At 78.4% G+C, this 22,861-nt stretch carries 25 protein-coding genes; 13 read left to right on the plus strand and 12 right to left on the minus strand.

Annotated elements, in window-relative coordinates:
* The first annotated feature begins 3 nt into the window (after window positions 1-3).
* The 3 genes from ACRYMN_RS01095 (at window position 4) to ACRYMN_RS01105 (ending at window position 2,734) form a co-directional block, all read left to right on the plus strand.
* Entirely contained in the window at window positions 4-600 is a 597-nt protein-coding gene (locus ACRYMN_RS01095) for a molybdopterin-dependent oxidoreductase (RefSeq protein WP_432491168.1), read from the plus strand.
* Window positions 573-1,331 carry an FAD-binding oxidoreductase gene (locus ACRYMN_RS01100; protein ID WP_432491074.1) on the plus strand — a complete coding sequence of 253 codons (759 nt, stop codon included), beginning with the start codon at window positions 573-575 and terminating at the stop codon, window positions 1,329-1,331. Before ACRYMN_RS01095 ends, ACRYMN_RS01100 begins: the two co-directional genes overlap by 28 nt.
* A gap of 212 nt (window positions 1,332-1,543) precedes the next feature.
* Complete coding sequence (locus tag ACRYMN_RS01105) at window positions 1,544-2,734, plus strand: serine hydrolase domain-containing protein (protein ID WP_432491076.1); 1,191 nt, start codon at window positions 1,544-1,546, stop codon at window positions 2,732-2,734.
* Window positions 2,735-2,783: 49 nt separating this feature from the next.
* Here the strand turns inward: ACRYMN_RS01105 and ACRYMN_RS01110 are convergent, their stop codons facing one another.
* Complete coding sequence (locus ACRYMN_RS01110; RefSeq protein ID WP_432491078.1) at window positions 2,784-3,206, minus strand: DUF1810 domain-containing protein; 423 nt, start codon at window positions 3,204-3,206, stop codon at window positions 2,784-2,786.
* Between the two features lie 75 nt (window positions 3,207-3,281).
* On the opposite strand from ACRYMN_RS01110, the gene serC reads away from it, so the two are divergent.
* The gene (serC, locus tag ACRYMN_RS01115) at window positions 3,282-4,433 is read left to right on the plus strand and encodes a phosphoserine transaminase (RefSeq protein ID WP_432491080.1); all 1,152 of its coding nucleotides are present in this window, start codon (window positions 3,282-3,284) and stop codon (window positions 4,431-4,433) included.
* 110 nt (window positions 4,434-4,543) lie between these two features.
* On the plus strand, window positions 4,544-4,843 hold the full coding sequence (locus ACRYMN_RS01120; RefSeq protein WP_432491082.1) for a DUF1540 domain-containing protein: 300 nt from the start codon (window positions 4,544-4,546) through the stop codon (window positions 4,841-4,843).
* Here ACRYMN_RS01120 and ACRYMN_RS01125 read toward each other — a convergent pair.
* The 3 genes from ACRYMN_RS01125 to ACRYMN_RS01135 are packed head-to-tail and all read right to left on the minus strand — an operon-like array spanning window position 4,828 to window position 7,916.
* The gene (locus ACRYMN_RS01125; RefSeq protein WP_432491084.1) at window positions 4,828-6,066 is read right to left on the minus strand and encodes a class I SAM-dependent methyltransferase; all 1,239 of its coding nucleotides are present in this window, start codon (window positions 6,064-6,066) and stop codon (window positions 4,828-4,830) included. The genes ACRYMN_RS01120 and ACRYMN_RS01125 overlap by 16 nt on opposite strands.
* A 30-nt stretch (window positions 6,067-6,096) precedes the next feature.
* Entirely contained in the window at window positions 6,097-7,395 is a 1,299-nt protein-coding gene (locus ACRYMN_RS01130; protein ID WP_432491086.1) for an MFS transporter, read from the minus strand.
* Complete coding sequence (locus tag ACRYMN_RS01135; RefSeq protein WP_432491088.1) at window positions 7,392-7,916, minus strand: MarR family winged helix-turn-helix transcriptional regulator; 525 nt, start codon at window positions 7,914-7,916, stop codon at window positions 7,392-7,394. The genes ACRYMN_RS01130 and ACRYMN_RS01135 overlap by 4 nt, the downstream gene beginning before the upstream one ends.
* A 155-nt stretch (window positions 7,917-8,071) precedes the next feature.
* Between ACRYMN_RS01135 and ACRYMN_RS01140 the strand changes: the two genes are divergently transcribed.
* Window positions 8,072-10,243, plus strand: coding sequence for a putative bifunctional diguanylate cyclase/phosphodiesterase (locus ACRYMN_RS01140; RefSeq protein ID WP_432491090.1), 2,172 nt, complete (start codon window positions 8,072-8,074; stop codon window positions 10,241-10,243).
* Window positions 10,244-10,306: 63 nt separating this feature from the next.
* On the opposite strand, the gene ACRYMN_RS01145 is transcribed toward ACRYMN_RS01140, so the two are convergent.
* Entirely contained in the window at window positions 10,307-11,023 is a 717-nt protein-coding gene (locus tag ACRYMN_RS01145; RefSeq protein ID WP_432491170.1) for an SDR family NAD(P)-dependent oxidoreductase, read from the minus strand.
* A 153-nt stretch (window positions 11,024-11,176) separates the two neighbouring features.
* Between ACRYMN_RS01145 and ACRYMN_RS01150 the strand changes: the two genes are divergently transcribed.
* Entirely contained in the window at window positions 11,177-11,449 is a 273-nt protein-coding gene (locus ACRYMN_RS01150) for a DUF2530 domain-containing protein (RefSeq protein ID WP_432491092.1), read from the plus strand.
* On the opposite strand, the gene ACRYMN_RS01155 is transcribed toward ACRYMN_RS01150, so the two are convergent.
* The 4 genes from ACRYMN_RS01155 to ACRYMN_RS01170 form a co-directional block, all read right to left on the minus strand.
* Window positions 11,446-14,481 carry a sacsin N-terminal ATP-binding-like domain-containing protein gene (locus ACRYMN_RS01155; RefSeq protein WP_432491094.1) on the minus strand — a complete coding sequence of 1,012 codons (3,036 nt, stop codon included), beginning with the start codon at window positions 14,479-14,481 and terminating at the stop codon, window positions 11,446-11,448. The two genes, ACRYMN_RS01150 and ACRYMN_RS01155, sit on opposite strands and share 4 nt — an antisense overlap.
* A 146-nt stretch (window positions 14,482-14,627) precedes the next feature.
* On the minus strand, window positions 14,628-15,653 hold the full coding sequence (locus ACRYMN_RS01160) for a DUF3027 domain-containing protein (protein ID WP_432491096.1): 1,026 nt from the start codon (window positions 15,651-15,653) through the stop codon (window positions 14,628-14,630).
* A gap of 2 nt (window positions 15,654-15,655) precedes the next feature.
* Window positions 15,656-16,039 carry a cold-shock protein gene (locus ACRYMN_RS01165; protein ID WP_432491098.1) on the minus strand — a complete coding sequence of 128 codons (384 nt, stop codon included), beginning with the start codon at window positions 16,037-16,039 and terminating at the stop codon, window positions 15,656-15,658.
* Window positions 16,040-16,153: 114 nt separating this feature from the next.
* Window positions 16,154-16,888: an HAD family hydrolase gene (locus ACRYMN_RS01170; RefSeq protein WP_432491100.1), complete on the minus strand. Its 735-nt coding sequence runs from the start codon at window positions 16,886-16,888 to the stop codon at window positions 16,154-16,156.
* Between the two features lie 186 nt (window positions 16,889-17,074).
* Here ACRYMN_RS01170 and ACRYMN_RS01175 point away from each other — a divergent pair, with 186 nt between their 5' ends.
* Window positions 17,075-17,704, plus strand: coding sequence for a superoxide dismutase (locus tag ACRYMN_RS01175; protein ID WP_432491102.1), 630 nt, complete (start codon window positions 17,075-17,077; stop codon window positions 17,702-17,704).
* A 65-nt stretch (window positions 17,705-17,769) separates the two neighbouring features.
* On the opposite strand, the gene ACRYMN_RS01180 is transcribed toward ACRYMN_RS01175, so the two are convergent.
* Entirely contained in the window at window positions 17,770-18,291 is a 522-nt protein-coding gene (locus ACRYMN_RS01180) for a MarR family winged helix-turn-helix transcriptional regulator (protein WP_432491104.1), read from the minus strand.
* 107 nt (window positions 18,292-18,398) lie between these two features.
* Here ACRYMN_RS01180 and ACRYMN_RS01185 point away from each other — a divergent pair, with 107 nt between their 5' ends.
* Both ACRYMN_RS01185 and ACRYMN_RS01190 read left to right on the plus strand, forming a co-directional pair.
* On the plus strand, window positions 18,399-18,839 hold the full coding sequence (locus tag ACRYMN_RS01185; protein ID WP_432491106.1) for a VOC family protein: 441 nt from the start codon (window positions 18,399-18,401) through the stop codon (window positions 18,837-18,839).
* A 78-nt stretch (window positions 18,840-18,917) separates the two neighbouring features.
* Window positions 18,918-20,123 carry an MFS transporter gene (locus tag ACRYMN_RS01190; RefSeq protein WP_432491108.1) on the plus strand — a complete coding sequence of 402 codons (1,206 nt, stop codon included), beginning with the start codon at window positions 18,918-18,920 and terminating at the stop codon, window positions 20,121-20,123.
* Here the strand turns inward: ACRYMN_RS01190 and ACRYMN_RS01195 are convergent.
* Window positions 20,104-20,829 carry a copper resistance CopC family protein gene (locus ACRYMN_RS01195; RefSeq protein WP_432491110.1) on the minus strand — a complete coding sequence of 242 codons (726 nt, stop codon included), beginning with the start codon at window positions 20,827-20,829 and terminating at the stop codon, window positions 20,104-20,106. The two genes, ACRYMN_RS01190 and ACRYMN_RS01195, sit on opposite strands and share 20 nt — an antisense overlap.
* 50 nt (window positions 20,830-20,879) lie before the next feature.
* Here ACRYMN_RS01195 and ACRYMN_RS01200 point away from each other — a divergent pair, with 50 nt between their 5' ends.
* Together ACRYMN_RS01200 and ACRYMN_RS01205 are read left to right on the plus strand one after the other, a co-directional pair.
* Window positions 20,880-21,185, plus strand: coding sequence for a hypothetical protein (locus ACRYMN_RS01200; protein WP_432491112.1), 306 nt, complete (start codon window positions 20,880-20,882; stop codon window positions 21,183-21,185).
* Entirely contained in the window at window positions 21,182-21,709 is a 528-nt protein-coding gene (locus ACRYMN_RS01205; protein ID WP_432491114.1) for a 2'-5' RNA ligase family protein, read from the plus strand. Before ACRYMN_RS01200 ends, ACRYMN_RS01205 begins: the two co-directional genes overlap by 4 nt.
* Window positions 21,710-21,776: 67 nt before the next feature.
* On the opposite strand, the gene ACRYMN_RS01210 is transcribed toward ACRYMN_RS01205, so the two are convergent.
* Window positions 21,777-22,403: a malonic semialdehyde reductase gene (locus ACRYMN_RS01210; protein ID WP_432491116.1), complete on the minus strand. Its 627-nt coding sequence runs from the start codon at window positions 22,401-22,403 to the stop codon at window positions 21,777-21,779.
* 75 nt (window positions 22,404-22,478) lie between these two features.
* On the opposite strand from ACRYMN_RS01210, the gene ACRYMN_RS01215 reads away from it, so the two are divergent.
* Window positions 22,479-22,856: a winged helix-turn-helix transcriptional regulator gene (locus ACRYMN_RS01215; RefSeq protein WP_432491118.1), complete on the plus strand. Its 378-nt coding sequence runs from the start codon at window positions 22,479-22,481 to the stop codon at window positions 22,854-22,856.
* The last annotated feature ends 5 nt before the right edge of the window (window positions 22,857-22,861 follow it).

Genomic DNA, 22,861 nt, shown 5'->3' on the forward strand with positions numbered 1-22,861 from the left:
CGCGTGCCCGCGGCCACCCGCGGTTTCGTCGGCCGACGCCGCGAGCGCGCGCAGGAGCTGCCGCCGGGGCAGTACCGCACCGAGGACTTCCCGGTGCTCTCCGCCGGGCCGACCCCGCGGGTGGACACCGCCGACTGGCGCTTCACCCTGACCACGGAGGACGGCAGCTCGCACCACTGGGACTGGGACGGCCTGCACCGCCTGCCGCGGCAGGAGTTCACCACCGACCTGCACTGCGTCACCCGCTGGTCGAAGTTCGGCACCCGCTGGTCCGGCTACCCCCTCGACGCGTTCTTCGCCGCCGTGCGCACCTCCGCCGCGCACGCGCTGGTGAGCTGCTACGGCGGGTACACCACGAATCTGCCGGTGGCCGACCTGCTGGGCGGGCGCGCCTGGATCGCCGTCGGCTACGACGGCCGGCCGCTGCCGGCGGTGCACGGCGGCCCGGCGCGGCTGCTCGTGCCGCACCTGTACCTGTGGAAGTCCGCGAAGTGGGTGCGCTCGATCACCTTGGCGCACACCGAGCAGCTGGGTTTCTGGGAGCAGGTCGGCTACCACGCCTACGGCGACCCGTGGCGCGAGCAGCGGTACGCGCTCTGAGCGGCTGGCGCCCGGCGCGCGTGGTGCAGGTGCGCCGTGAGAGCGCCACCGCCCGCACGCTCGTGCTGGAGGTCCCCGACTGGCCCGGCCACCTCGCCGGGCAGCACCTCGACGTGCGCCTGAGCGCCCCCGACGGCTACCGCGCCGTGCGCTCGTACTCCCTGGCCTCGGCCGCTGCGCCGCCGGGCCCGGCCCGCGTCGAGATCGGCGTGCAGGAGCTCGACGACGGCGAGGTCTCCCCGTTCCTGGTGCGCGAGGTGCGCGCCGGCGACGTGCTGGAGGTGACCGGCCCGCTGGGCGGGTGGTTCGTCTGGCGCCCGCAGGACCCCGGGCCGGTGCAGCTGGTCGGCGGCGGTTCCGGCGTCGTGCCGCTGGTCTCGGTGGTGCGCACCCACGCGGCGGCCGGTTCGCCGGTGCCGGTGCGGCTGCTGCTGTCGGCGCGCTCGCCCGAGCTGGCGATGCACGTGCCGGAGCTGCGCCGCCGGGCGCTGCGGCAGCCGGGCTTCGCCTTCGACGTCGTGTGGACCCGGCGGGCGCCCGAGGGCGAGGCGCGCCCGGTGGGCCGCCTCGACGCCGCGCGGCTGGCCGCGGCGACCGTGCCCGCCGAGCAGGGGCCGACCTGCTACGTGTGCGGGCCGACCCCCTTCGTGGAGGCCGTCGCCGAGCTGCTGCTCGCCGCGGGCCACCCGGCGGCGCGCATCCGCACCGAGCGGTTCGGCGCGGCCGGCTGAGCGCGCCGGTGGCGGTGCGGGGCCCGGGCCCGGGGGGAGGGGGTGCCGGTGCGCAGCCGAACCGCCGCCCACGGCGTCCCCCCGTGGGCTGACGGGCCCCGCGACCGCGGGAGGACCCCGGGGCGCGCGGCGCGCGCCCCCGAGGGGATCGCCGGACTACGGTCCGCGCGCCACGCTCGTGCTCTCAGCCGGTCCACAGGAGGGGCACGACGATGACGCCGACCACCACGCCCGCCCGCACCCGCCGCAGCACCCGCGCCGCCGCGGCGCTGGCCTGCGCGGCCCTGCTCACCGCGCCCGCGCTCACCGCCACCGCCGCGCCGCCGGACGCGCCACCGGCGCCCGCCGGGCGGGGCGCCGAGCGCGCCGCCGAGCGCGCCGCGCTGCAGCGCGCGCTGGACGAGCTGACCGCCAGCGGCGCCCAGGGCGTGCAGGCGCGGATCACCGACGGCCGCCACCGGGTGGTCCTCACCAGCGGCAGCGCCCACCACGGCGCCCGCACCCCCGTGCCGGCCGACGGGCGCTTCCGCGCGGGCAGCATCACCAAGACGCTCGTGGCCACCGTGGTGCTGCAGCTGGTCGCCGAGGGCCGCGTCGGCCTCGACGAACCCGTCTCGCGGTACCTGCCGGGCCTGCTGCCCGACGGGGACCGGATCACCGTGCGGATGCTGCTGCAGCACACCAGCGGACTGGCGAACTACACCGAGCTGATCCCCGCCGACGCCGCCTCGCTGCCCACGCCGGCGGCGTACGAGGCGGTGCGCTACCAGCACCACGAGGCGCGCGACCTCATCGCCCTGGCCACCGCCCGCCCGCTGGGCTTCGAGCCCGGCACGTCGTGGAGCTACTCCAACACCGGGTACCTGGTGCTGGGCGAGCTCGTGGAGGAGGTCACCGGCGCGCCGTACGCGCGCGCGGTCGAGGAGCGCATCCTGCGCCCGCTGCGCCTGCGCGCCACCTCGCTGCCCGGGGACCGGGTCAGCCTGCCGCCGCCGCACGCCCACGGCTACGCGCGCGTGGGCGGTCAGGTCGTCAACGTCACCCGCCTGAACCCCTCCGTGGCGGGGGCGGCCGGCGAGCTGGTGTCCACCACCGCCGACCTCGACCGCTTCTTCGACGCCCTGCTCGACGGCCGGCTGCTGCCGCCGGAGCTGCTGGCGGAGATGAAGCGCACCACGGCCGTCTCCCCGGCGTACGGGCTGGGGCTGGTCGTGGCGCCGCTGGTGTGCGGCACGAGCACCGGCGTGCTGTACGGCCACGACGGCGGCATCCCCGGCTACCTCAGCGTCGCGCTGAGCACCGAGCGGACCGACCGGCGCCTCGTCGTCTCGCTCACCACCGCCCCGGACCCGGGGGAGTTCCGCGGTCAGGACGAGCTGCTGGCCGGGGTGTTCTGCGGCTGAGCGCCGCGGGCGCGGCGGGCGCGGCGGGGGCGCTCCCGCCGCGCCCGCCTCAGCTCAGCAGGTCCTCCGTCAGCCCGTCGCGCTCGCCGCCGAAGAACTTCTCCAGCACCGCGTCGAACGTCGGCTCCTCGGGGTCGGTGGCCACGAACAGCGTCATCGACGAGCGCAGCTTGGCCGCGTCCACCTCCCCGAGCACGGCCACCGGGTCGTCACCGGGCAGGTCCAGCAGCACCCGCGCGCACTCGCGCAGCCGCTGCCCCAGCACCGGGTGCGCCAGGTACGCCTGGGCCTCGGGCAGCCCGGAGACGGCGTAGCGCCGCGAGTTCGGGCTGCTGCCCAGCCCGGCCACCTGGGGGAAGACCCACCACACCCAGTGCGAGGTCTTGCGGCCGGCGCCGAGCTCGGCGAGGGCGCGCTCGTAGGTGCCCTCCTGGGCGTCGACGAAGCGCTGCAGGTCGAAGGGGTCGTCCACGCCCCCACCCTGCACCGGCGCGGGCGCGCGCACCTCCCGGGCGGGCGCGGGCGCCGCGTGCGGGAGGATCGGGGCGTGAGCGACGCGCCGCCCGAGATCCGCATCCCCGCCGAGCTGCTGCCCGCCGACGGGCGCTTCGGCTCCGGCCCCAGCCGGGTGCGCCCCGAGCAGGTCGAGGCGCTGGTGCGCGCCGGGCGCACCGTGCTGGGCACCTCCCACCGGCAGGCGCCCGTGAAGTCGCTGGTCCGGCGCGTGCGCGAGGGCCTGGCGCAGCTGTTCTCGCTGCCCGAGGGGTACGAGGTGGTGCTCGGCAACGGCGGCAGCACCGCCTTCTGGGACGTCGCCGCGCTGTGCCTGGTGCGCGAGCGCTCCCAGCACCTGGTGCTGGGGGAGTTCTCCGCCAAGTTCGCCGCCGTCACCGCCGGTGCGCCGTTCCTGGCCGAGCCCGTCGTCGTGCGCGGGGAGCCGGGCACCCTGCCGCGCCTGGGTGAGGTCGCCGGGGGCGTCGACGCGGTGGCCTGGCCGCACAACGAGACCTCCACCGGCGTCGCGGCCCCCGTGCGCCGGCCGGCCGGGCCCGCCCCCGCCGACGGCGGTCCGCTGGTGCTCGTCGACGCCACCTCCGGCGCCGGCGGGCTGGCCGTGGACGTCGCGCAGACCGACGCCTACTACTTCGCGCCGCAGAAGGCCTTCGCCTCCGACGGCGGCCTGTGGGTCGCGCTGCTCTCCCCGGCCGCCGTGCAGCGCGTGGAGGAGCTGGCCGCCACGGACCGCTGGGTGCCGCCCTCGCTGGACCTGCGCACGGCGCTGGTCAACTCCCGCCTGGACCAGACGTACAACACCCCCGCGGTGGCCACGCTGGTGATGCTCGCCGAGCAGGTCGAGTGGCTGCTGGGCAACGGCGGGCTGCCGTGGGCCGCGCAGCGCACCGCCGAGTCCGCCGCGATCGTCTACGGCTGGGCCGCCGAGCGCGCGTGGGCCGCGCCGTTCGTGGCCGAGGAGGCCGCCCGCAGCCCCGTCGTCGCCACCATCGACCTCGACGCCTCGATCGACGCCGCCGCGGTGCGGGAGGTGCTGCGCTGCAACGGGGTCGTGGACGTCTTCCCCTACCGCAGCCTGGGCCGCAACCAGCTGCGCATCGGGCTGTTCCCGGCGGTCGAGCCCGAGGACGCCCGCGCCCTGACCCGGTGCGTGGACCACGTGGTGGCGCAGCTCAGGAAAGCCTGACCTCTGTTTCCCGGAGCCACGAAGGAATGCCTCACCTGCCTTTCCCGGGAAAGCTCAGGAAAGGCGTTCCTTCGTGGCGGGAACGCCTCCGCGTCGTTATGGTCGAAGGCATGGCGACCGTGAACCTGGACCTGACCCCCATCCACCAGTGCTCCGTCAGCGGGTGCACCTTCAACGCGGACGTGAGCTGCCACGCCCCGACGATCACCGTCGGCGACCACGGCGCGAACCACTGCGGGACCTTCCTGGGCCTGCCCACCAAGCACAAGCCGGTGCCCGAGGGGCACGTCGGCGCGTGCCAGCTCGCCGACTGCGTGCACAACGCGGACCTGACCTGCCACGCGCCCGCCATCGAGGTCGGCACCGCCGCCTCCGGCGAGACGCGGTGCCTGACCTACAGCGCCGCCTGAGGCTCCCGGTCGCCGGCCGGGCCCTCGGCCAGCGCTGAGCGCACCGCGTCCAGCTCCGGTGCCAGCGCGGCCGCCAGGGCGGGCTGCACGCCCCACGCGCGGCACAGCCCGTCGAACTCCGCCAGGTGCTCGGCGCGCGGTGCGGACCCCGTCCGCACCGCGCGCAGCATCGCGTTGCGCGGGGTGTGGGCGGAGTCGATGAACTCCACGACCTCCACCCGGTAGCCCAGCAGCTGCAGCACCAGCGCCCGCAGCGCGTCGGTGAGCACGTCGGCGAAGCGCTCGCGCAGGATCGCGTGGCGCACCAGCGGGTCGCGCCCGCCGCCGGCGGCGATCTGCCGCTGCACGTCGCGGTGGCAGCACGGGGCGGCCAGCACCAGCGGCGCGCCCCAGCGCACCGCCCGCGCCAGCGCCTCGTCGGTGGCGGTGTCGCAGGCGTGCAGCGCCAGCACCACGTCCGGGCGCTCGCCCGGCGCGAACGGCTCGGCCGCGGCGATGCTGCCGCGCGCGAAGCCCAGCCCGACCAGGCCCGCCGCGCCCGCCGCGCGGCGGCCGTTCTCCAGCACGTCCTCGCGCACGTCGACGCCCACGGTGCGCAGCTCGCGCCCGCCCGCACCGGCCTCGCGGGCCAGCCAGCGGTGCGCGGCGAACGTCAGGTACGCGTTGCCGCAGCCGAGGTCCACCGCGCGCACCACCGGCCCGGCCTGCGCCAGCACCCCCGGCGCCAGCGGGGCGAGCTGGCGCACGAACGCCTCCACCTGCCGGCGCTTGTCCCCGCCGGCGCCCAGGACCGCGAACACCGGGTCGTCGGGGTCCACCAGGCGCTGCTTGGCGCGGTCGTGCGGTTGCGGGCCTGCCGGGGCCGCGCCCCCGCGCGCGGCGCGGTGCACCTGGGCCTCGCCCCTCTTCGTCACCCGCAGCTGCACCGTCTCGGTGGCCGTCTCCACGTGCCAGTTGCCGTGCGGCTGGGCCAGCAGCTCGTCCACCGCGCCGGCCGCCTCGCCCAGCGGCACGTTGCGCGTGCCGACCACCGGGCCGGTGCGAGACAGGAACTGCAGGTGCGCCCCCGAGCGCAGCGCCACCGGGCGCACCTCGACGCGCTCGTGCGCCGGCGGCTCCAGCCCGCGCCGGCGCCCGGCCGCCACCGCGCGCACCAGGTTCCCGGCGTCGAGCAGCAGGGCGCGCACGTCGGTCAGGGCGGTGGCGAGGTCGGTGGTGGGCACGCCACCATTCTCCGCCGCGGCGGAGGGTGCTCAGGCCGCCGCGACGTCGCGGCCGTCGCCGCCGTCGGGGGAGCGCACCGGCACCACGCGCAGGTGCGGGGTGGTGCGCAGGGAGTACGTCACGCGCACCCGCGCGCGCCGCAGCACCAGCAGCGCGACCACCACCGCCACCAGCCCCGAGGGGATCGAGCCCACCAGCACCGACCACTCCGGCCCGAAGCGGGTGCCGACCCAGCCCACGAACGGGCCGCCGACCACGGTGCCGCCCTGCATGAGCGACATGTACAGCGCCATGACCCGGCCGCGGAGGTGCGGTTCGGTGCTCATCTGCACAGTGGCGTTCGCCGCCGTCAGCAGCGTCAGCGACGACAGGCCCAGGAACGGCAGCACCACCAGGTACAGCCAGTAGCTCGGCATCACCGCCGAGACCGACGCGGTTCCCGCGAACGCCAGCGCCGCGCCGATGACCAGCCGCCAGCGCGGGCGCTCGCGGCGCGCGGCCACCAGCGCGCCGAGCAGCGAGCCGACCGCCAGCACCGTGCCGGCCACCCCGAACGCGGCCGCCTCCCGGCCGAACTTCACGCTCGTGATCAGCGCGGAGGTGAGCTGGAAGTTCAGCCCGAAGGTGCCCACCACCCCCACCAGGGCGAAGACCGCCAGCAGGTCCGGGCGCGCGCGCACGTAGCGCAGCCCCTCGCGCATGCCGCCGGTGCCCTTCGCCGGGCGCTCGCGGCGCACCGGGTGCGCCGGGCGCATCAGGTGCAGCATCAGCAGCGGCGCCAGGAACGAGGCGGCGTTCAGCGCGAACACCGGCCCGGTGCCGAACCAGGCGATGAGCAGCCCGGCCAGGCCGGGGCCGATCAGGCGCGCGGCGTTGAAGGAGGCGGAGTTCAGCCCGATGGCGTTGGGCAGGTCCTCCGGCGGCACGAGCCGGCTGACGAACGTCTGGCGCACCGGCCCGTCGATCGCCGAGGCGCAGCCCAGCAGGGTCGCCAGCACGTACACGTGCCAGAGCCGGGCGACGTCGGTGAGCACCAGCACCGCCAGGACCGCGCCGACGACCATCATCGCCGCCTGCGTGGCCATGAGCGTGCGCCGCTGCGGGAAGCGGTCGGCCACCCAGCCGGCCACCGGCGCCAGCACCAGGATCGGGCCGAACTGCAGGCCGGTGGTGATGCCGCCGGCGGTGCCCGAGCCGTCGGTGAGGACCTGGATGACCAGCCAGTCCTGCGCCACGCGCTGCATCCAGGTGCCGGTGTTGCTGACGACGGCGCCACCGGCCCACAGGCGGTAGTCGCGGTGGCGCAGGGAGCGGAAGGTCCGGCTCACCGCTCGACCACCGAGCGCAGCAGGCGCGCCGCGGCCTCCAGGGTGGCCAGCTCCTGCTCGTCCAGGCCCGCCAGGCGCTCGCCGAGCCAGGCGGAGCGGCGCGCGCGGGTCTCCTCCACCGCGGCGCGCCCGGCCGCGGTGAGCCCGACGAGGACCTGCCGGCCGTCGTCGGGGTGGCCGCTGCGCTCGACGTAGCCGGCGGCGACCAGGGCGGCCAGGGTGCGCGTCATGGACGGCGGGCGCACGTGCTCGGCCTCGGCGAGCTCGCCGGGGGTGCCCGGGCCGTGCACGTGCAGGTGGGCCAGCACCGAGAACTGCCCGTCGGTGAGGTCCTCGACGCTCTTCTGCGAGCGCAGCCGCCGCGCGGCGCGCAGCAGCGCCACGCGCAGGTCCACGGCCAGGCGCTCGACCCGCTCCTGGCCGGCGCCCGCGCCCGGCGCGACCTGGAAGGAGGGCGGCGAGGGCGGGGAGGGCGCGGCCGCTGGGCGCGGTGGGGCGGCGGGTCCGGGGGCGCTAGGCACAGCCCGACGGTAGTTCTTAGCAAGGCTAATTACCAACAGCAACGAAAGGGCGCGAGGTCCGGTACCAGCACGCTCTACGAAGCGTTACAGTTGCTGACGTTCAGTAGTGACATGGTGGCGGGCGGCGAAGCCTCCCCGCGGACGGGAGCTGACGCGTGAACGGTTCTCCTGCGAGCTCCGCCCTGCGCGCGGAGCCGGTGCTGCGCGCGGCCGGCCCGCTGTCCGCCCCCACCGGGCCGCTGGGCGCCACCCTCGACGTCGACGGCGCCACCTCGGCCCCCGCCGTGCTGCGCGCGCAGCGCCGCTTCGCCGACTGCGCCGACCCCGCCGCCCTGGCCGAGGAGGTCGTCGAGCAGGCCCGCGCCGCCGGCTGGGCGCGCGCGCTGCTGCTGCTGACCGTGGCGCGCTCGCGCCACCGCGAGCTGGAGGTGCTCGCCGCCCGCGGCGAGGGCGCGCCCGCACCGGGGGAGCGCACCACCGGCGCCGAGCTGACCCGCACCGCGCCCGCGGCCGTCGTCGAGCTCGTCGCCGGCGACCCCCGCGCGCCCCGCCTGGCGGTCTGGGGCGCTCCCGCCCCCGGCGCCGCCGCGCTGGACGTGCTGGCCGCCGCGGCGGGCGCGGCCTGGTGCGCGGTGCGCGCCGCCGCCGAGGCCGAGCGCGCCGCCGCCGAGCTGGCCGGGGTGCGCCAGCTGCTCTCCGGCGCCGTGCGCCTGGCCGGGCTGGGCTCGTGGTCCTGGGACGCGGCCACCGGGCGCGTCGTCCTCGACGACCGGCTGCGCGCCATGCTCGGCGCCGAGCCCACCGACCCGGACCCGGACCTGGCCGACTGGCGCGAGCGCGTCCACCCCGACGACCGCGGCCCCTTCACCGGCGTGGAGGACCCCGTCACCCGCGTCGGCACCTCGGTGCCCTACCCGTTCCGGGTGCGCTGCGCCGACGGCTCCGAGCGCACCTTCCTGGGCACCAGCGTGCCCCTGGACGCCGCCCACCCCGGCGTCGTGCAGGGCCTGGTGCTCGACCTGGGCGCCGGGGACCGCTCCACCGGCGAGCTGGTGCGCCTGGCGCAGTGCGACTCCCTGACCGGCCTGGCCAACCGCGCCGTGCTCGACGTGCGCCTGGGCGAGGCCCTGGCCGCGGCGGGCCCGGCCTGCGCCGTCGCCCTGGTCCTGCTGGACCTGGACCGCTTCAAGCTCGTCAACGACACCCTCGGCCACCAGATCGGCGACGCCCTGCTGCGCCGCACCGCCGAGCGGCTGCAGGAGGCCGCCCCCGCCGGCTCCACCCTGGCCCGCCTGGGCGGCGACGAGTTCGTCCTCATGGTCCCCGGCGTGGACCGGCCCGAGTCCGCCGTCGCCATGGCCCGCAACGTCATCCGGCGCCTGCGCGCGCCGGTGCTGCTGCCCGGCCTGCCCGAGCCGTTCGTGTGCACCTCCAGCGCCGGCGTGGCCATCGGGCACGGCGGCACCGCCGACGAGCTCTTCCGCAGCGCCGACATGGCCCTGTACCGCGCCAAGGACGCCGGCCGCGACCGGGTGGCCGTCTACGACTCGGCCATGCGCGACGACGCGCAGGCGCGCCGCGAGGCCGAGCACAAGGTGCGCCGCGCCCTGCGCACCGACGGGCTGCGGGTGGTGTGGCAGCCCATCGTCGACCTGCGCGACGAGCGCCTGGTGGCCGCCGAGGCGCTGGTGCGCCTGCAGGACCCCGTCGAGGGCCTGCTGGAGCCCAGCGCGTTCGTCGAGACGGCCGAGGACACCGGGCTCATCGTCGACGTCGACACCTGGGTGCTCGGGGAGGTGCTGCGCCAGCTGCGCCGCTGGCGCGGGGAGGGCAACGGCCTGCAGGTCTCCTTCAACGTCTCCGGCAAGACGCTGGAGCACCCCGCCTTCGCGCACCGCCTCGCGCACAGCGTCGAGAGCACCGGCGCGGCCGGCTCGAGCCTGCTGTGCGAGGTCACCGAGCGCACCCTCATCGACCTGTCCAGCTCCACCCGCGCCAGCCTGGGCGAGCTGCGCAGCGTCGGCGCGCGCGTGGGCCTGGACGACTTCGGGACCGGCTACTCCTCGCTGTCCTACCTCGACCGCTTCCCGCTGAGCTTCCTGAAGATCGACATGAGCTTCGTGCGCCCGCTGGGCACCTCGGCGCGCGCCGCGGCCGTCGTCGAGGCCCTCATCGGCCTGGCCCACGCGCACGGCATGGTCGTCACCGCCGAGGGCGTCGAGACCCGCGAGCAGGCGACGATGCTGCGCGAGATGGGCTGCGACCGCGCCCAGGGCTGGCTGTTCGGGCGGCCCGTGGACGCCGGCCGGCTGACCGCCGGCCGCTGAGCGGCGCCCCGCAGCCGCTCGAGCGGGGCGCCGCCGGCGGTGTCGGCGGCGCCAGCCGCGCCGTCAGGACGGGCGGCGGTGCACGTGGGCGGCGTCCGCCTGCTGCACCGGGCGCACCACGACGCGGTCGAGGTCCACGTGCGGCGGCCGGGTGACCGCGAAGGCGATGACGTCGGCGACGTCCTCGGCCGTCAGCGGCGTCAGGCCCCGGTAGACCGCCGCCGCGGCCTCGGCGTCGCCCAGGCGCACCAGGGAGAACTCCGTCTCGACCATGCCCGGGGCGACCTCGGTGACCCGCACCGGCTCGCCGACCATCTCCTGGCGCATCGTGCGGCACAGCGCGTTCACCGCGTGCTTGACGGCCGTGTAGCCGCCGCCGCCCCGGTACGTCTCGAAGCCGGCGATGGAGCCGAGCACCACCACGTGCCCGTCCCCGCCGCGCCGCACCGCCGGCAGCAGCGCCTTGTGCACGCGCAGCACGCCGAGCACGTTGACGTCGTACATGCGCCGCCAGCCCTCGACGTCGCCGTCCTCGACCCGGTCGGTGCCCAGCGCGCCACCGGCGGAGTGCACGACGACGTCGACCTCGGGCAGCGCGGCGGCCAGCGCCGCCACCGAGGCGTCGTCGGTGACGTCCAGCTCCACCGCCCGCCCGCCGACCTCGCGGGCCAGCTCCTCGCAGCGCTCCACCCGGCGCGCGGCGGCCACGGTGTCGAAGCCGGCCGCGGCCAGCGCCCGCACGGTCGCCGCGCCGATGCCGCTGCTGGCGCCGGTCACCAGCGCGGTGCGCCGGCGCGCTGCACCGCCGCTCGGGGCGGTGCTCGGGGCGGTGCTCGGGGCGGCGCTCGCGGCGGGGCTCGGGGCGGGGGAGGGGGGCGTCGGAGCGGTCACGGCCCCATCCCAGCAGACGCCCCCGCGCGCCACACTGGGGGCGTGCCCCTGTACCTGCCGCCGTCGAAGGCCAAGCCGCCGCCGCCCCCGCTGCGCACCGACGAGCGCCGCCCCGTGCTCGTGGGGCTGGTGGTCTGGGCGGTGCTGCTCGGCGTGGCGCTGGCCGTGCCGGAGGTGCGCGCCACCGGCGAGGGGCGCTGGCTGGGCTCGTGCGTGGCGGGCCTGGCGCTGGGCCTGGTGGGCCTGGCGCACGTGCACCGCCGCGAGCGCCGCGCCGCCCGGCGCGGCGACGGACCGGGGGGCGCTCGCGCCTAGCCCGGCAGCTCCTCGGCCAGCAGCGCCGCCCGCTCGGGCGCCGGCGCCGCCAGCAGCGCGGCCACCGCGCGGCGCAGCGGCCAGCGCCCGGCCGCCAGCGCCAGGCCCGCCGCGGCGCCGGTCTCGTCCACCGCCAGCACCGCCGGCCCGTGCGCACCGGCCGCTCCCGGGGCGCGCTCGACCCAGAAGGGCACCGGGTGCCCGTCCACCCGCAGGGCGGGCACCCGCCACCACCGCCGCGGGCAGCCCGGCAGCAGCACCGCCACCTCCGCCGGCACGTCCACCGGCACCGGCCGCTCGTCCGCGGGAGCACCGGCCGGCGCGCCGGCCAGCCCGTCGGCGCGCTCGGAGGCCAGGTCCACGTCGAGCAGGTCCGCCACCGCCTCGGCGTGCGCGGCGGGCACCAGCAGCCGCGGGCCCAGGTCGGTGCGCTGCGCCCAGCACGGGTCGTCGGGCACGACGACGTCGGCGGCGCGGGCGCGCACCGGGCGCCCGGCGGCGTCCAGCGCCACCAGGAGCGCCGGCGGCTCGCCCGGCGCCAGCGCGGCGGCGTGCTCGGCCAGCAGCGCCCACACCCGCAGCACGTCCGCCACCGGCGGGGCGTCGGCGGCGGCCAGCGCCTCCAGCAGCGGCAGGGCGTCGTGCGGGCCGGCGGCGGCGAGGTCGTCGAGCACGCCCAGCGCCGCACGCACCGGTGCCGGCAGCGCGCCCGCCCACGCCGGCGCGGGCGCCAGCCAGGCGGGCGCGGTGCCGCCCGGGGCGCGGCTGACCGGCGGCAGCGGCCCGCGCGTGCGCAGCCACCACGCCGCCGGACCGGGGCGCGCGCGACCGCCCGCGCTCCACGGCCGCGCCAGCGCCGCGGCGCCGTCCGCGGTGGCAGCCAGGTCGCCCAGCACCCGCGCCCACCCGTCGACGACGAGGTCGAGGTCCGGCACGGCCAGCGCGTCCTCGACGGCCGTGCCGCCCGGGCCGGGGGCGTCGTGCGGGCCGGGGGCGTCCAGCAGGTCGCCCCACACCTCCTCGGCGTAGCGCACCAGGTCGGCCAGGCCCCGCTCGGCCGCGGCGTCGACCTCCTCCGGGTCGGCCAGGTCCAGCGCGGTCACCGGCACCGCGACGAGGCCGGAGAGCACCCCGGCCGCGCGCAGCACCAGCGGACCCCACGCCGCCAGCAGGTCCGGGTCCACCTCGCCGACCGCGTCCGGGTCCAGGGCGGCGGCGGCCGGGCTGCCGGGCAGCACCAGGGCGGCGGCCGGCGTCAGCTCGCCGTCGGCGTCGCGCAGGGCCAGGTCGCGCAGCACCGGCACCCCGCGCGCCACGCGCGCCACCACCGCCTCCCCGGCGTCGGCGCCCCCTGCCCCGCCGGCGGCGTCGACGACCGCCTCGACGACCGCGAGGACCGCCTCGGCCACCGCGTCGGGGTCCTCCGCGTCCGGGGAGGCGCTGACGGCCGCGGCCAGCGCGGGGTCGGTCAGCAGCGCCCACGCCCCGCCCTCGCGCGCGCCCAGGCGCACCAGCAGGTCCGCGCCGCCGCCGGCGACGGCGTCCGGGTGCACCACGCGCAGCCCGTACCCGGCCAGCAGCCGGGCGGCGTCGTCGTCCAGCGCCCCGGCGGCCTCGGCGTCCAGGACGAGCAGGCCGCGCGCGCCGCGCACGACGCGCCCGTCGAGCAGCGGCACCGGCAGGCCCGCCATCGCCTCGCGGGCGGCGGGGTCGCCGGCCAGGGGCAGCAGGGCGGCCAGCAGCTCGCGCACCGCGGCCGGCGCGCCGGTGCCCGGCAGCAGCTCCAGCGCGTCGGCCAGGCCCAGGCGCAGCACGCCCAGCTCGGTGAGCAGCCGGTCCAGGTGCCGCGGGGCGGCCACCAGCCCCGCCAGCGACGGCGCCAGCGCCGCCAGCAGCCGCGGGTCGTCCGCGCCGGCGCCGCGCAGCGCCACCGCCGAGCCGGGCCGCAGCAGCAGCGGCCCGGCGCCGTCCTCGCCGGGTCCGCCCTCGGGCGCCTCCTCCACGGCGGGCAGCAGCGGCACGTGCCGGGCGCGCTCGAGCACGCGGGTGCGCAGCTCGGCGTCCAGCCGGCCGGCGGGCACCCCGCCGGGCAGCAGCGCTGGCGCGTCGCCGCCGTCGGCGGCCACCTGCACCAGCAGGTCGCCGTAGGCCTCGGCGGCCGCGTCGAGCAGCGCGTCGGTGGCCGGGCCAGGTGCCACCCGGCGCCGGTCCGGACCCAGCGGCAGGCTCGCCACCAGCAGCGCCGGCCAGGGCAGCTCCTCGTCGGTGGGCGTGGGCGCGCACAGCACCCTCGGGCCGGCCACCGCCCCGGTGCGCGGCAGCGCCCACGCCAGCTGCCAGGTGCGCCGCTCGCGCTCCTCCACCCCGCGCCCGGCCAGCGCCGACGCCTCGTGGCGGCCGGTGCGCCGCAGCACCCGCCAGCGCTCCTCGACGTCGCGCAGCACCCGCGGCGGCGCGCCGGGCAGCTGCACGACGACCTCGTCGAGGGCGGGCAGGGCCAGCAGCAGCACGTCGTCGGCCCCGGCCAGCAGCTCCAGCACCAGCGCGCGGGCGGCGCCGTCGCGCAGCGCCAGCTCCACGACGGTGTCGAAGCCGGCCGGGGGAGCGGCGGCGTCGACGGCGGCGAAGGGCAGCCGCAGCGCGGGCACGTGCCCGCCGCGCCGCCCCAGCTCCGCGCGCAGGCCCTCCCCGCCGGGGGCCGCGGCCAGCGCGCGCACGGCCTCGGCGGTGGCGGCGCGCGAGAAGCGCACCGCCCCGCTCGTGGAGGAGACCACCGGGGCGTCGGTGACGGCCAGCACCGCCGAGAAGCCCACGCCGAAGCGCCCCACGACCGCGCCGCCGGGCTCGCGCTTGGCCGAGGCGCGCAGCGTGGCCAGGCCCTGCACCCCGGCCGCGTCCAGCGGTGCGCCGGTGTTGGCGGCCAGCAGCCGCCCGGGCCCGCCGCCGGGGTCGTCCTCCAGGCGCAGCAGCAGCCGGCCGGGCACGCCCGCCGCCGCGGCGGCGTCGGCCGCGTTCTGCGCCAGCTCCACCACCAGGCGGTCGCGGTAGGCGCCGAGGGCGGCGTCCTCCTCCGCGTTGGCGTCCTCGCGCAGCCGTGCGGGGGAGGCCGCCCAGGCGTCCAGGACCCGACGGCGCAGCGCGGCGGTGCCGAACGGGTCGGCGGTGCCGGCCGGCGCGCTCAGGACGCCGGCGCCGGCTGCGCCGCGGCGCCGTCCCCCTCGGCGTCCGCCGCCCCGGCGTCCGCGAGCGCCCCGGCCTCCTCGACCTCGGGCGCCTCCTCGACCTCGGGCGCCTCCTCGACCTCGGGCGCGTCGGGCACCTCGACCCCCGCCGCCCGGGCGTCCTGCGCCGCGGCGCTGTCCTCCGCCGCGGCGCCGCCGTCGGTGGCGTCGTCCGCGTCGTCGAGGGAGTCGGCGGTGTCCTCGGGGTCGGTCAGGGTCAGCACGTCCACGGCCAGGTCGTCGACCAGCGGCGCGGCGCGCACCTCCGGCTCCGCCTCGACGTCGGTCTCGCTGTGCGCGCCGCAGCCGTGGTCGGCGCTGACGACGCGGCCGTCCTCGGGGGACCACTCGTTGGCGCACACGCCGAAGACCTGGCGCATCGAGCCGGCCATGAGCAGGAAGTAGCCGCAGGTGGAGCACTGCGCCCCGGCGTGCTCGGCGATCTCGGTGGCCGGGCCGCGGTCGCCCTCGTACCAGCGGCGCGCGGCCTCGTCGCGGCCGAGCGCCGAGATGACCCGCTCGCGGCCCAGGCCCAGCTCGAACAGGGCCAGCTCGTCGGCCTCGGTCTCGCCGGTGGCCTGGTAGCCCTGCTCGAGGTACGGGTCGTGCTCGCGGCGCGGCAGCGTGTCGCGCGGGCCGACGTCGCCGGGGGAGACGCGCTCGGACCACGGCAGCCACTGCGGCGGGCGCAGCGCGTCGTCGCCCGGCAGCAGGCACACCTCGCTGACGGTGACGTTGCGGGCGCGCGAGGCGCGCGTGACCGTCACCGTCCAGCGCCAGCCGCGGTAGCCGGGCAGCAGGCAGGCGAAGGCGTGGCTGACGACGCGGTCGCCCTCGGCCACCGCCTCCAGGTGCTCGCCGACGGTGCCCTCGTCGGCGACCTCCTCGGCCGCGGCGCGGGCCAGGTCGACGGCGCCGGCGGCCGCCGCGTCCAGGACGGGCTTGCGCGTGCGGCGCGGGCGGGCCGCGGTGCTCTCGGCCACCCTCACGCCTCGAGGTCGTCGGCGACGGCGCGCAGGACGGTGGCGACCTTGCGGGCGCCGCCCTTCTCGGGGTACCGGCCCCGGCGCAGCGAGCCGGAGACGCCGTCGAGCAGCTTGATGAGGTCCTCCACGATGACGACCATGTCCTCGGGCCCCTTGCGGGTGGCGCGCGCCACGGAGTGCACGGGCTCCAGCAGGCGCACCGACAGCGCCTGGGTGCCGCGGTCGCCCTGCACGACGCCGAACTCCACGCGCGCGCCCTTGGACAGCGTGGTGGTGCCCGCCGGCAGCGCCGAGGCGTGCACGAACACCTCACCGCCGTCCTCGGCGGCGAGGAAGCCGAACCCCTTGTCGGCGTCGAACCACTTGACCTTGCCAGTCGGCACGGGAACCTTCTCGTGTGAGCGGCGGGCGCGGCGCGGGGCCGCGGCCCGGGTGAGCATCGGGTGTCTGCGGGCCGTCGCGCGGCCCCGGCGGGGGCGCGTCGGCCGACACCCAGGTTAACGGGGACCGGGGGTGCCGCCTTCCCGCCGCCCGGCGGCGCGCCCGTCCAGCCACCTGGCCAGCCAGGCGGGGAACTCCTCCAGCGAGGCCAGCACGACGTCGGCGCCGGCCGCGCGCAGGGCCGCGGCGTCGTGGGCGCCGGTGGTCACCGCCACCGCCACCGCGCCGGCCGCCCGCGCGGCGCGCACGTCGCCGGGGTGGTCGCCGACGTAGGCGGTGGCGCCCAGCTGGGCCAGGCGCGGGCCCTTGCGCTCGGCGAAGAGGTCCCCGGCCACGTCGTCGGGGGAGACGGCCCCGTCCAGCCCGGCCGCGGCCAGCACCCGGTGCACGTTCGGGGCGTGCTTGGCGCTGACGACGACGCTGCGCCCGCCGAGCGCGCCCGGGGCGGCCAGCGCCGCGGCCGCGCCCGGGTACGCGCGCACCCCGGGCACGCCCAGCGAGGGGTACAGCTCGCGGTAGCGCGCGGCCAGCTCCTCGACCCGCCCGGGGCTCGAGCCCGGCGCCAGGCCGGCCACGATCAGCTCCAGCGGCATGCCCGCGTACGGCCACACGTCCTCGGCCGTGACGTGCACGCCCACCTCCGCCAGCGTCGCGCGCAGCGTGGCGGCGATGCCCTCGCTGGAGTCCACCAGCGTCATGTCCAGGTCGAAGCCGACGACGGGCGCCGCGGGGACGTGCGGGGCGGCGGGCCGGGCGGGGGTGGGGCGGTCGGGCTCGGCCGGGTCGGTCACGGGGACCACCCTGCCAGCGCGCGCCGGCACCCCCGGCACCGCCGCCGCGATCACGGGTGGGATGCTGCCCGCGGCCGGTTGCGCAGCCCGGGTGGCTGCGCGAAGGTCGAGCGCGCGGGCGGGTCGCCGGGTGCTGCCCGCACCGCGCGAGGACCCAGGTGACGGACGAGGAGACGACGAGACGACATGGCCGACTACGCGCTGCCGGACCTTCCGTACGACTACTCCGCTCTCGAGCCCCACATCTCGGGGACGATCATGGAGCTGCACCACGACAAGCACCACCAGGCGTACGTGACGGGCGCGAACACCGCCCTGGAGAAGCTGGCCGCGGCGCGCGACGCCGACGACCTGGCGACCGTGAACCTGCACGAGAAGAACCTGTCGTTCAACCTCGGCGGGCACGTGAACCACTCGGCCTTCTGGCCGAACCTGTCCCCGGACGGCGGCGACGCCCCCACCGGTGAGCTGGCCGCCGCCATCGACGAGCACTTCGGCTCGTTCGACAAGTTCCGCGCGCACTTCGCGGCCGTCGCCGCCGGCGTGCAGGGTTCCGGCTGGGCGATCCTGGCCTGGGACTCGGTGGGGCAGAAGCTCATCAACGTCCAGCTCTACGACCAGCAGGGCAACCTCGCGCTCGGCCTGGTGCCGATCGTGCTGCTGGACGTGTGGGAGCACGCGTACTACCTCGACTACAAGAACGTGCGCGCCGACTACGTCAAGGCGTGGTGGAACGTCGTGAACTGGGCGGACGCCGCGCAGCGCTTCGACAAGGCCCGCACCCAGACCGCCGGCCTCATCGTGCCGCTGGTCTGAGCGCCGCCGGGCCCGTTCGCGGGCCCGCTGGTGAGGGGGTGGTCCCGACCGGGACCACCCCCTCCTCACGTCCGGGCCCGCCCGGCCCCGCGCGGGCCGTCCGGCTGCGCACCCGCGGGTACCGCCGCGCGCCCCCCCGCGCCGTCGAGGTGCCGCTGCGTGCTGGCCTCGGCGGCGTGGACGAACGCCAGCATCGCGCGCAGCCCCTCCTCGTCGAAGCCGCCCAGGTGCTCGCGCAGGTCGTCGTTGAGCGGCTGGTAGCGCCGGGAGACGGCGTCCAGGGCTTCGGGCGCGGCGGTGACCAGGACGCGGCGCCGGTCGGCCGGGTCCGCCGCGCGCGTGGCCAGCCCCGCCTCGACGAGCCGCTCGACCATGCGCGAGGCCGCTCCCGTGCTCAGCCCGACGTGCCGGGCCAGGGTCCCCGGGGTGCAGGAGCCGTGGCGGCTGAGGACGAAGAGCGCCTGCAGGTCGGACGCGGACACCCCCAGGGCGCTCGCGACGGTGTCGTTGAACTGCACGACCAGCACCTGCCACCCGGGCAGCGCCCGCACGACCCGGTCGAGCAGGTCCTCGCGGATCGGGTCCACCGCACCTCCTGGTCCGCTCTTGCGCCGACTGCCACCCCAAACCTACTGTGTCGCGCAGATGCTGCGCGACGCAGACATCTCCGCCCCGACGCTCGGAGGGGAACCCCGTGGACGGCTTCACCGGATCCATGATCGACCACCTCAACCTGCCCGTCGGCGACCTGCCCCGCGCCGTGCGCTTCTACGAGGCCGCCCTGGCCCCGCTGGGCATCGGCACGCTGCTGCGGGTGCCCGCCTCCCCGGAGCGGGACCAGAAGGCCATGCACGCCTTCGGCGCCGGGCGCAAACCGTTCTTCTGGCTCGTCGAGAGCGGAGGGGAGGGCCCGCGCTACGACGCCGACACCCACGTGGCCTTCACCGCCGCGGACCGCGCGAGCGTCGACGCCTTCCACGCGGCGGCGCTCGCCGCCGGCGCCACGAGCCTGCGCCCGCCGGGGGTGTGGGCGGAGTACCACGCGGGCTACTACGGCGCGTTCGTCTCCGACCCCGACGGCGTCAACGTCGAGGCGGTGCACCACTCGCCACCGCCGGCGGCCGACGCCGGCTGAGGCCCCCGGCGCGCCGCGGGCGCGGCCACCGGCGGAACCCCCGGCAGGCGGCGCGGGCGGTGGTGCAGGCTCGAGCCCGTGCTCACCCGGCCCCTGCTGCTCCTCATGGCCGTCGCCACGGGCCTGACCGTCGGCGGCAACTACGTCAACCAGCCCCTGCTGGACGCCATCTCCTCCGACCTGGCGGTGCCGCAGGGCACCGCCGCCACCCTCGTGACCACCGCCCAGGTCTCCTACGGCCTCGGGCTGCTGCTCGTCGTGCCGCTGGGCGACCTGCTCGAGCGCCGCCGCCTGCTGACGGTGCTGGCGCTGCTGGCCGCGGCCGGGCACGCGCTGTGCGCGGTGGCGACCTCGTTCCCCGTGCTGCTGGTGGGCACGGCCGTGGCGGGGCTGTTCTCGGTGGCCGCCCAGGTGCTGGTGCCCTTCGCCGCGGAGCTGGCCGAGCCGGGCCGGGCCGGGCGCGCGGTGGGCACCGTCATGAGCGGGCTGCTCGTCGGCGCGCTCCTGGCGCGCAGCGCCTCCGGCGCGCTGGCGCAGGTGGCCGACTGGCACGCCCCCTACGCGGCGGTGGCCGCCGGCCTGGTCGTGCTGGCGCTCGTGCTGCGCCGCCGGCTGCCGGTGAGCGTGCCGCAGCGGGTGGGCGGCTACGCCGCCACGCTGGCCTCCACGGCGGCGCTGGTGCGCGAGGAGCCGCGCCTGCGCACCCGCGCGCTGTTGAGCGCGGCGGGGTTCGCCGGCGTCTCGGTGCTCTTCAGCTCGATGACGTTCCTGCTGGCCGGGCGCCCGTTCGGGCTGGGCGAGGCGCAGATCGGCCTCATCGGGGTGGCCGGGGCGGGCGCGGCGGCCGCGGCGGCGCTGGCGGGCCGGCTGGCCGACGCCGGCCGCGGTCAGCTCGCCACCGGCGCCGGTGCGCTGCTGTTCGTGCTCGCGTGGGCGGCGCTGGGCCTGTCGGGCCCGGGCGCGGCGGCCTCGCTGGCGCTCTTCGTCGTCGGCTACGCGCTGGCGGACCTGTCGCTGCAGGTGGTGCACGTGTCCAGCCAGAACGTCGTCTACCCGCTGCGCCCGGACGCCCGCGCGCGGTTGAACTCCGCCTACATGACGACGTACTTCGCCGGCGGCGCGCTCGGCTCCGCGGTGGGCTCGGCCGCCTGGATCGCCGGCGGCTGGGGCGCGGTGACGCTGGCCGGCGCCGCGTTCACCGCCGCGACGATCGCGCTGTGGCTGTGGGACGTGCGCGTGGAGCGGCGCGGGGGGCGCCCGGGCCTCAGCCCCGCCGGCGCCTGAGCAGCAGCGCGGCCGCGGCGCCGAGGAGCACCGCGCCGCCGGCCACCGCGGCCAGCGCCCCGCCGGGCCCCGCGAGCGCCGCGGCCACCGGGTCCTGCGGCGCGGACGGCTCCGCCGGCGCCTCCGCGGCGGACGGCTGGGCCCCGTCCGCGGACGGTTCCGCGGAGGGTCCCGCGGGCGGTTCCGCGGACGGCCCGGCCGGTGCCGCGGCGCCCACCGCCGCCTCGGCGGTGAAGGTGAAGGTGCCGGAGATCGGGTGCCCGTCGCCGGAGGTGACCCGCCAGCGCACCTCGTAGGCGCCGGCAGGCCGGTCCGCGCCCAGCGCCTGCGTCACCGTCCGGTCGACGACCTGCGCCTCGCCGGTGGAGACCACGCCGTCCGGGCCGGCGACCTCCACCAGCGTGCCCAGGCCCACCGGCGTGCTGGAGAGGGTCAGCACGACCTGCCCGGGCGCCTGCGCCAGCACCGCGCCGCCGGCCGGGTCGCTGGAGACGAGGCGGTCGTGGGCCGCGGCGGGCGGCGCGGCGACCACGGCGGTGACCACGGCCACGGCCAGCGCGCCGGCACCCCCGCCGCCCAGCGCCAGCACCAGCGCCGCGGCGGCCGCGCCCCGCCGGGTGCGCCGGGTGCGCCGGGCGGGGCGGTGGCGCGGTGCGCGCGGGACGGGGGCGGGGGCGGGGGCGGGCGGCCGGCGGGACGGGTCCACGCCCCCACCCTACGGAGCGCCCCGGCGGCGCCGGCTGGCACAGTGGGCGCGTGGCCCAGCGCAGAGACCCCCGACCCCGGCCCGCGCAGCAGGCCCCGCCCGCCGGGCGCGCGGACCGGCCCCGCACCGCCACCGGCGCGATCGGCGCGGTCATCGCGGCCGTGGTGTCGCTGGTGTGCTCGGTGGTGTTCTTCCCGCTGGCGATCGCCGTGGCCGTCGGGGCGCTCGTCGTGGCGGTGCGCGGGCTGCGCCGCCGGGCGGGCGACCGCGGCTGGTGGAGCGCGGCGGTGGTGCTCAGCGCCGTGTCGCTGCTCAGCTCCGCGGCCGGTGCCGTGCTGCTGTACCGGGCCCGGTGAGCGCTCCCGGCGCCGGTGGGGGCGGTGCGGCGCCGCTGGTGCTCGCCCTCGGCCTGCTCCCGCAGGACCAGGAGCGCCTGGACGCCCTGCGCCGGCGCGAGTTCCCGCCCGAGCGCCTGAAGGTGGGCGCGCACGTCACGCTCTTCCACGCGCTGCCCGGCGAGGAGCTGCCCGTGGTGCTGGCCGAGACCGCCGGGGCGTGCCGGCGCCCGGGTTTCGACGTGCGGGTCGCCGGGGTGCGCTCGCTGGGCCGCGGTGCCGCGCTGGTGCTGCGCTCGGCGGAGCTGGAGGCGCTGCGCGCCGACCTGGCCGCCCGGTTCGCGCCGTGGCTGACCCCGCAGGACGCGCAGCGCTTCTCCGCCCACGTGACCGTGCAGAACTTCGTGGCCCCGGCCGTGGCGCGCGAGACGGTGCAGCGGCTCTCGGCGGGTTTCTCGCCGTGGTCGCTGCGCGCCACGGGCGTGGAGGTGCACCGCTACCTCGGCGGCCCGTGGGAGCTGCTGGAGACCGTCCCGCTCGGCTGAGCGGCGCGCCCGGTGCCCGGACCCTCCCCCCGGGGGTCCGGGCACCGGCGGGCCACGCGCCGGCGGTTCAGGCGAAGCGGACGACGTCCTCGAGCGGCAGGCGCGGCAGGCGGGGGCGGAAGGCGCCCTCGCCGGGGTGGCCGATGTTCACCACGAGCGTGGAGCGCCACGTGGTGCCGGCGAAGAACTCCGCGTCGACGCCGGCCTTGTCGAAACCGCCCATGGGGCCGGCCGCCAGGCCCACCGCGCGCACGGCCAGGATGAAGTACCCCGCCTGCAGGGCGGCGCTGTAGCCGCCCATCTCGCCGCGCATCGCGTCGTCCTGCTCGAGCGCGGGCTGCAGGCCGGCCAGGAACGGGGCGACGTGCGGGATGGTCTCGTGGAAGCGGTCGTCGAGGGCCAGGACGGCCGTGACCGGGGCGCTCGCGGCGCGCTCGCGGTTGGTGTCGGCCAGGTGCGGCAGCAGCCGGGCCCGGGCCTCGGGGCTGCGCACGTACAGCACCCGCAGCGGCTGCAGGTTCGCGCCGGTGGGCGCCCAGCGCGCCAGCTCCCAGACCTGCACGAGCTCCTCGTCGCTGACGGGCGTGGGGGCGAAGGTGTTGGCGGTGCGCGCGCCGGTGAACAGCGCCGTGCGCGCGGCCTCGTCCAGGCGCGGGGGGGCGTCGAGCTCGGCGGGAGTGTCCAAGGAAGTCATAGCTGCTCTCCTGTCGGTGGCTGCTTCTGAAAAGAAAGTAGCAGCGGTGTCAAGAGCCCGGCGTACACTGCTGCGGTGAGCGGGCGGAGGGCGGTGAGCGAGCCGCGGGCGGTGGTGCACGAGCCGCGGGCGTGCGACGGGGCGCTGGCGCGCGCGTTCGGCTTCCTCGGCAAGCGCTGGAACGGCATCCTGCTGGGCACGCTCGCCTCCGGCCCGGCCGGCTTCTCCGACCTGCGCCGCGCCGTCGCGGGCATCAGCGACTCCGTGCTCTCCGACCGCCTCTCCGAGCTGTCGGCCGCCGGGCTGGTCGCGCGCACCGTCCACGAGGGCCCGCCCGTCGCGGTGGTCTACGAGCTGACGGCGCCGGGGCGGGCCATGGTGCCGGCGCTGCAGGCGCTGACGGACTGGGCCAGCGAGCACCTGCCCGAGCGGGGCTGCCCCCCCGGCGCCTGAGCCGC

This window comes from Kineococcus gypseus, from assembly GCF_050871305.1.
GTDB lineage: Bacteria > Actinomycetota > Actinomycetes > Actinomycetales > Kineococcaceae > Kineococcus > Kineococcus gypseus.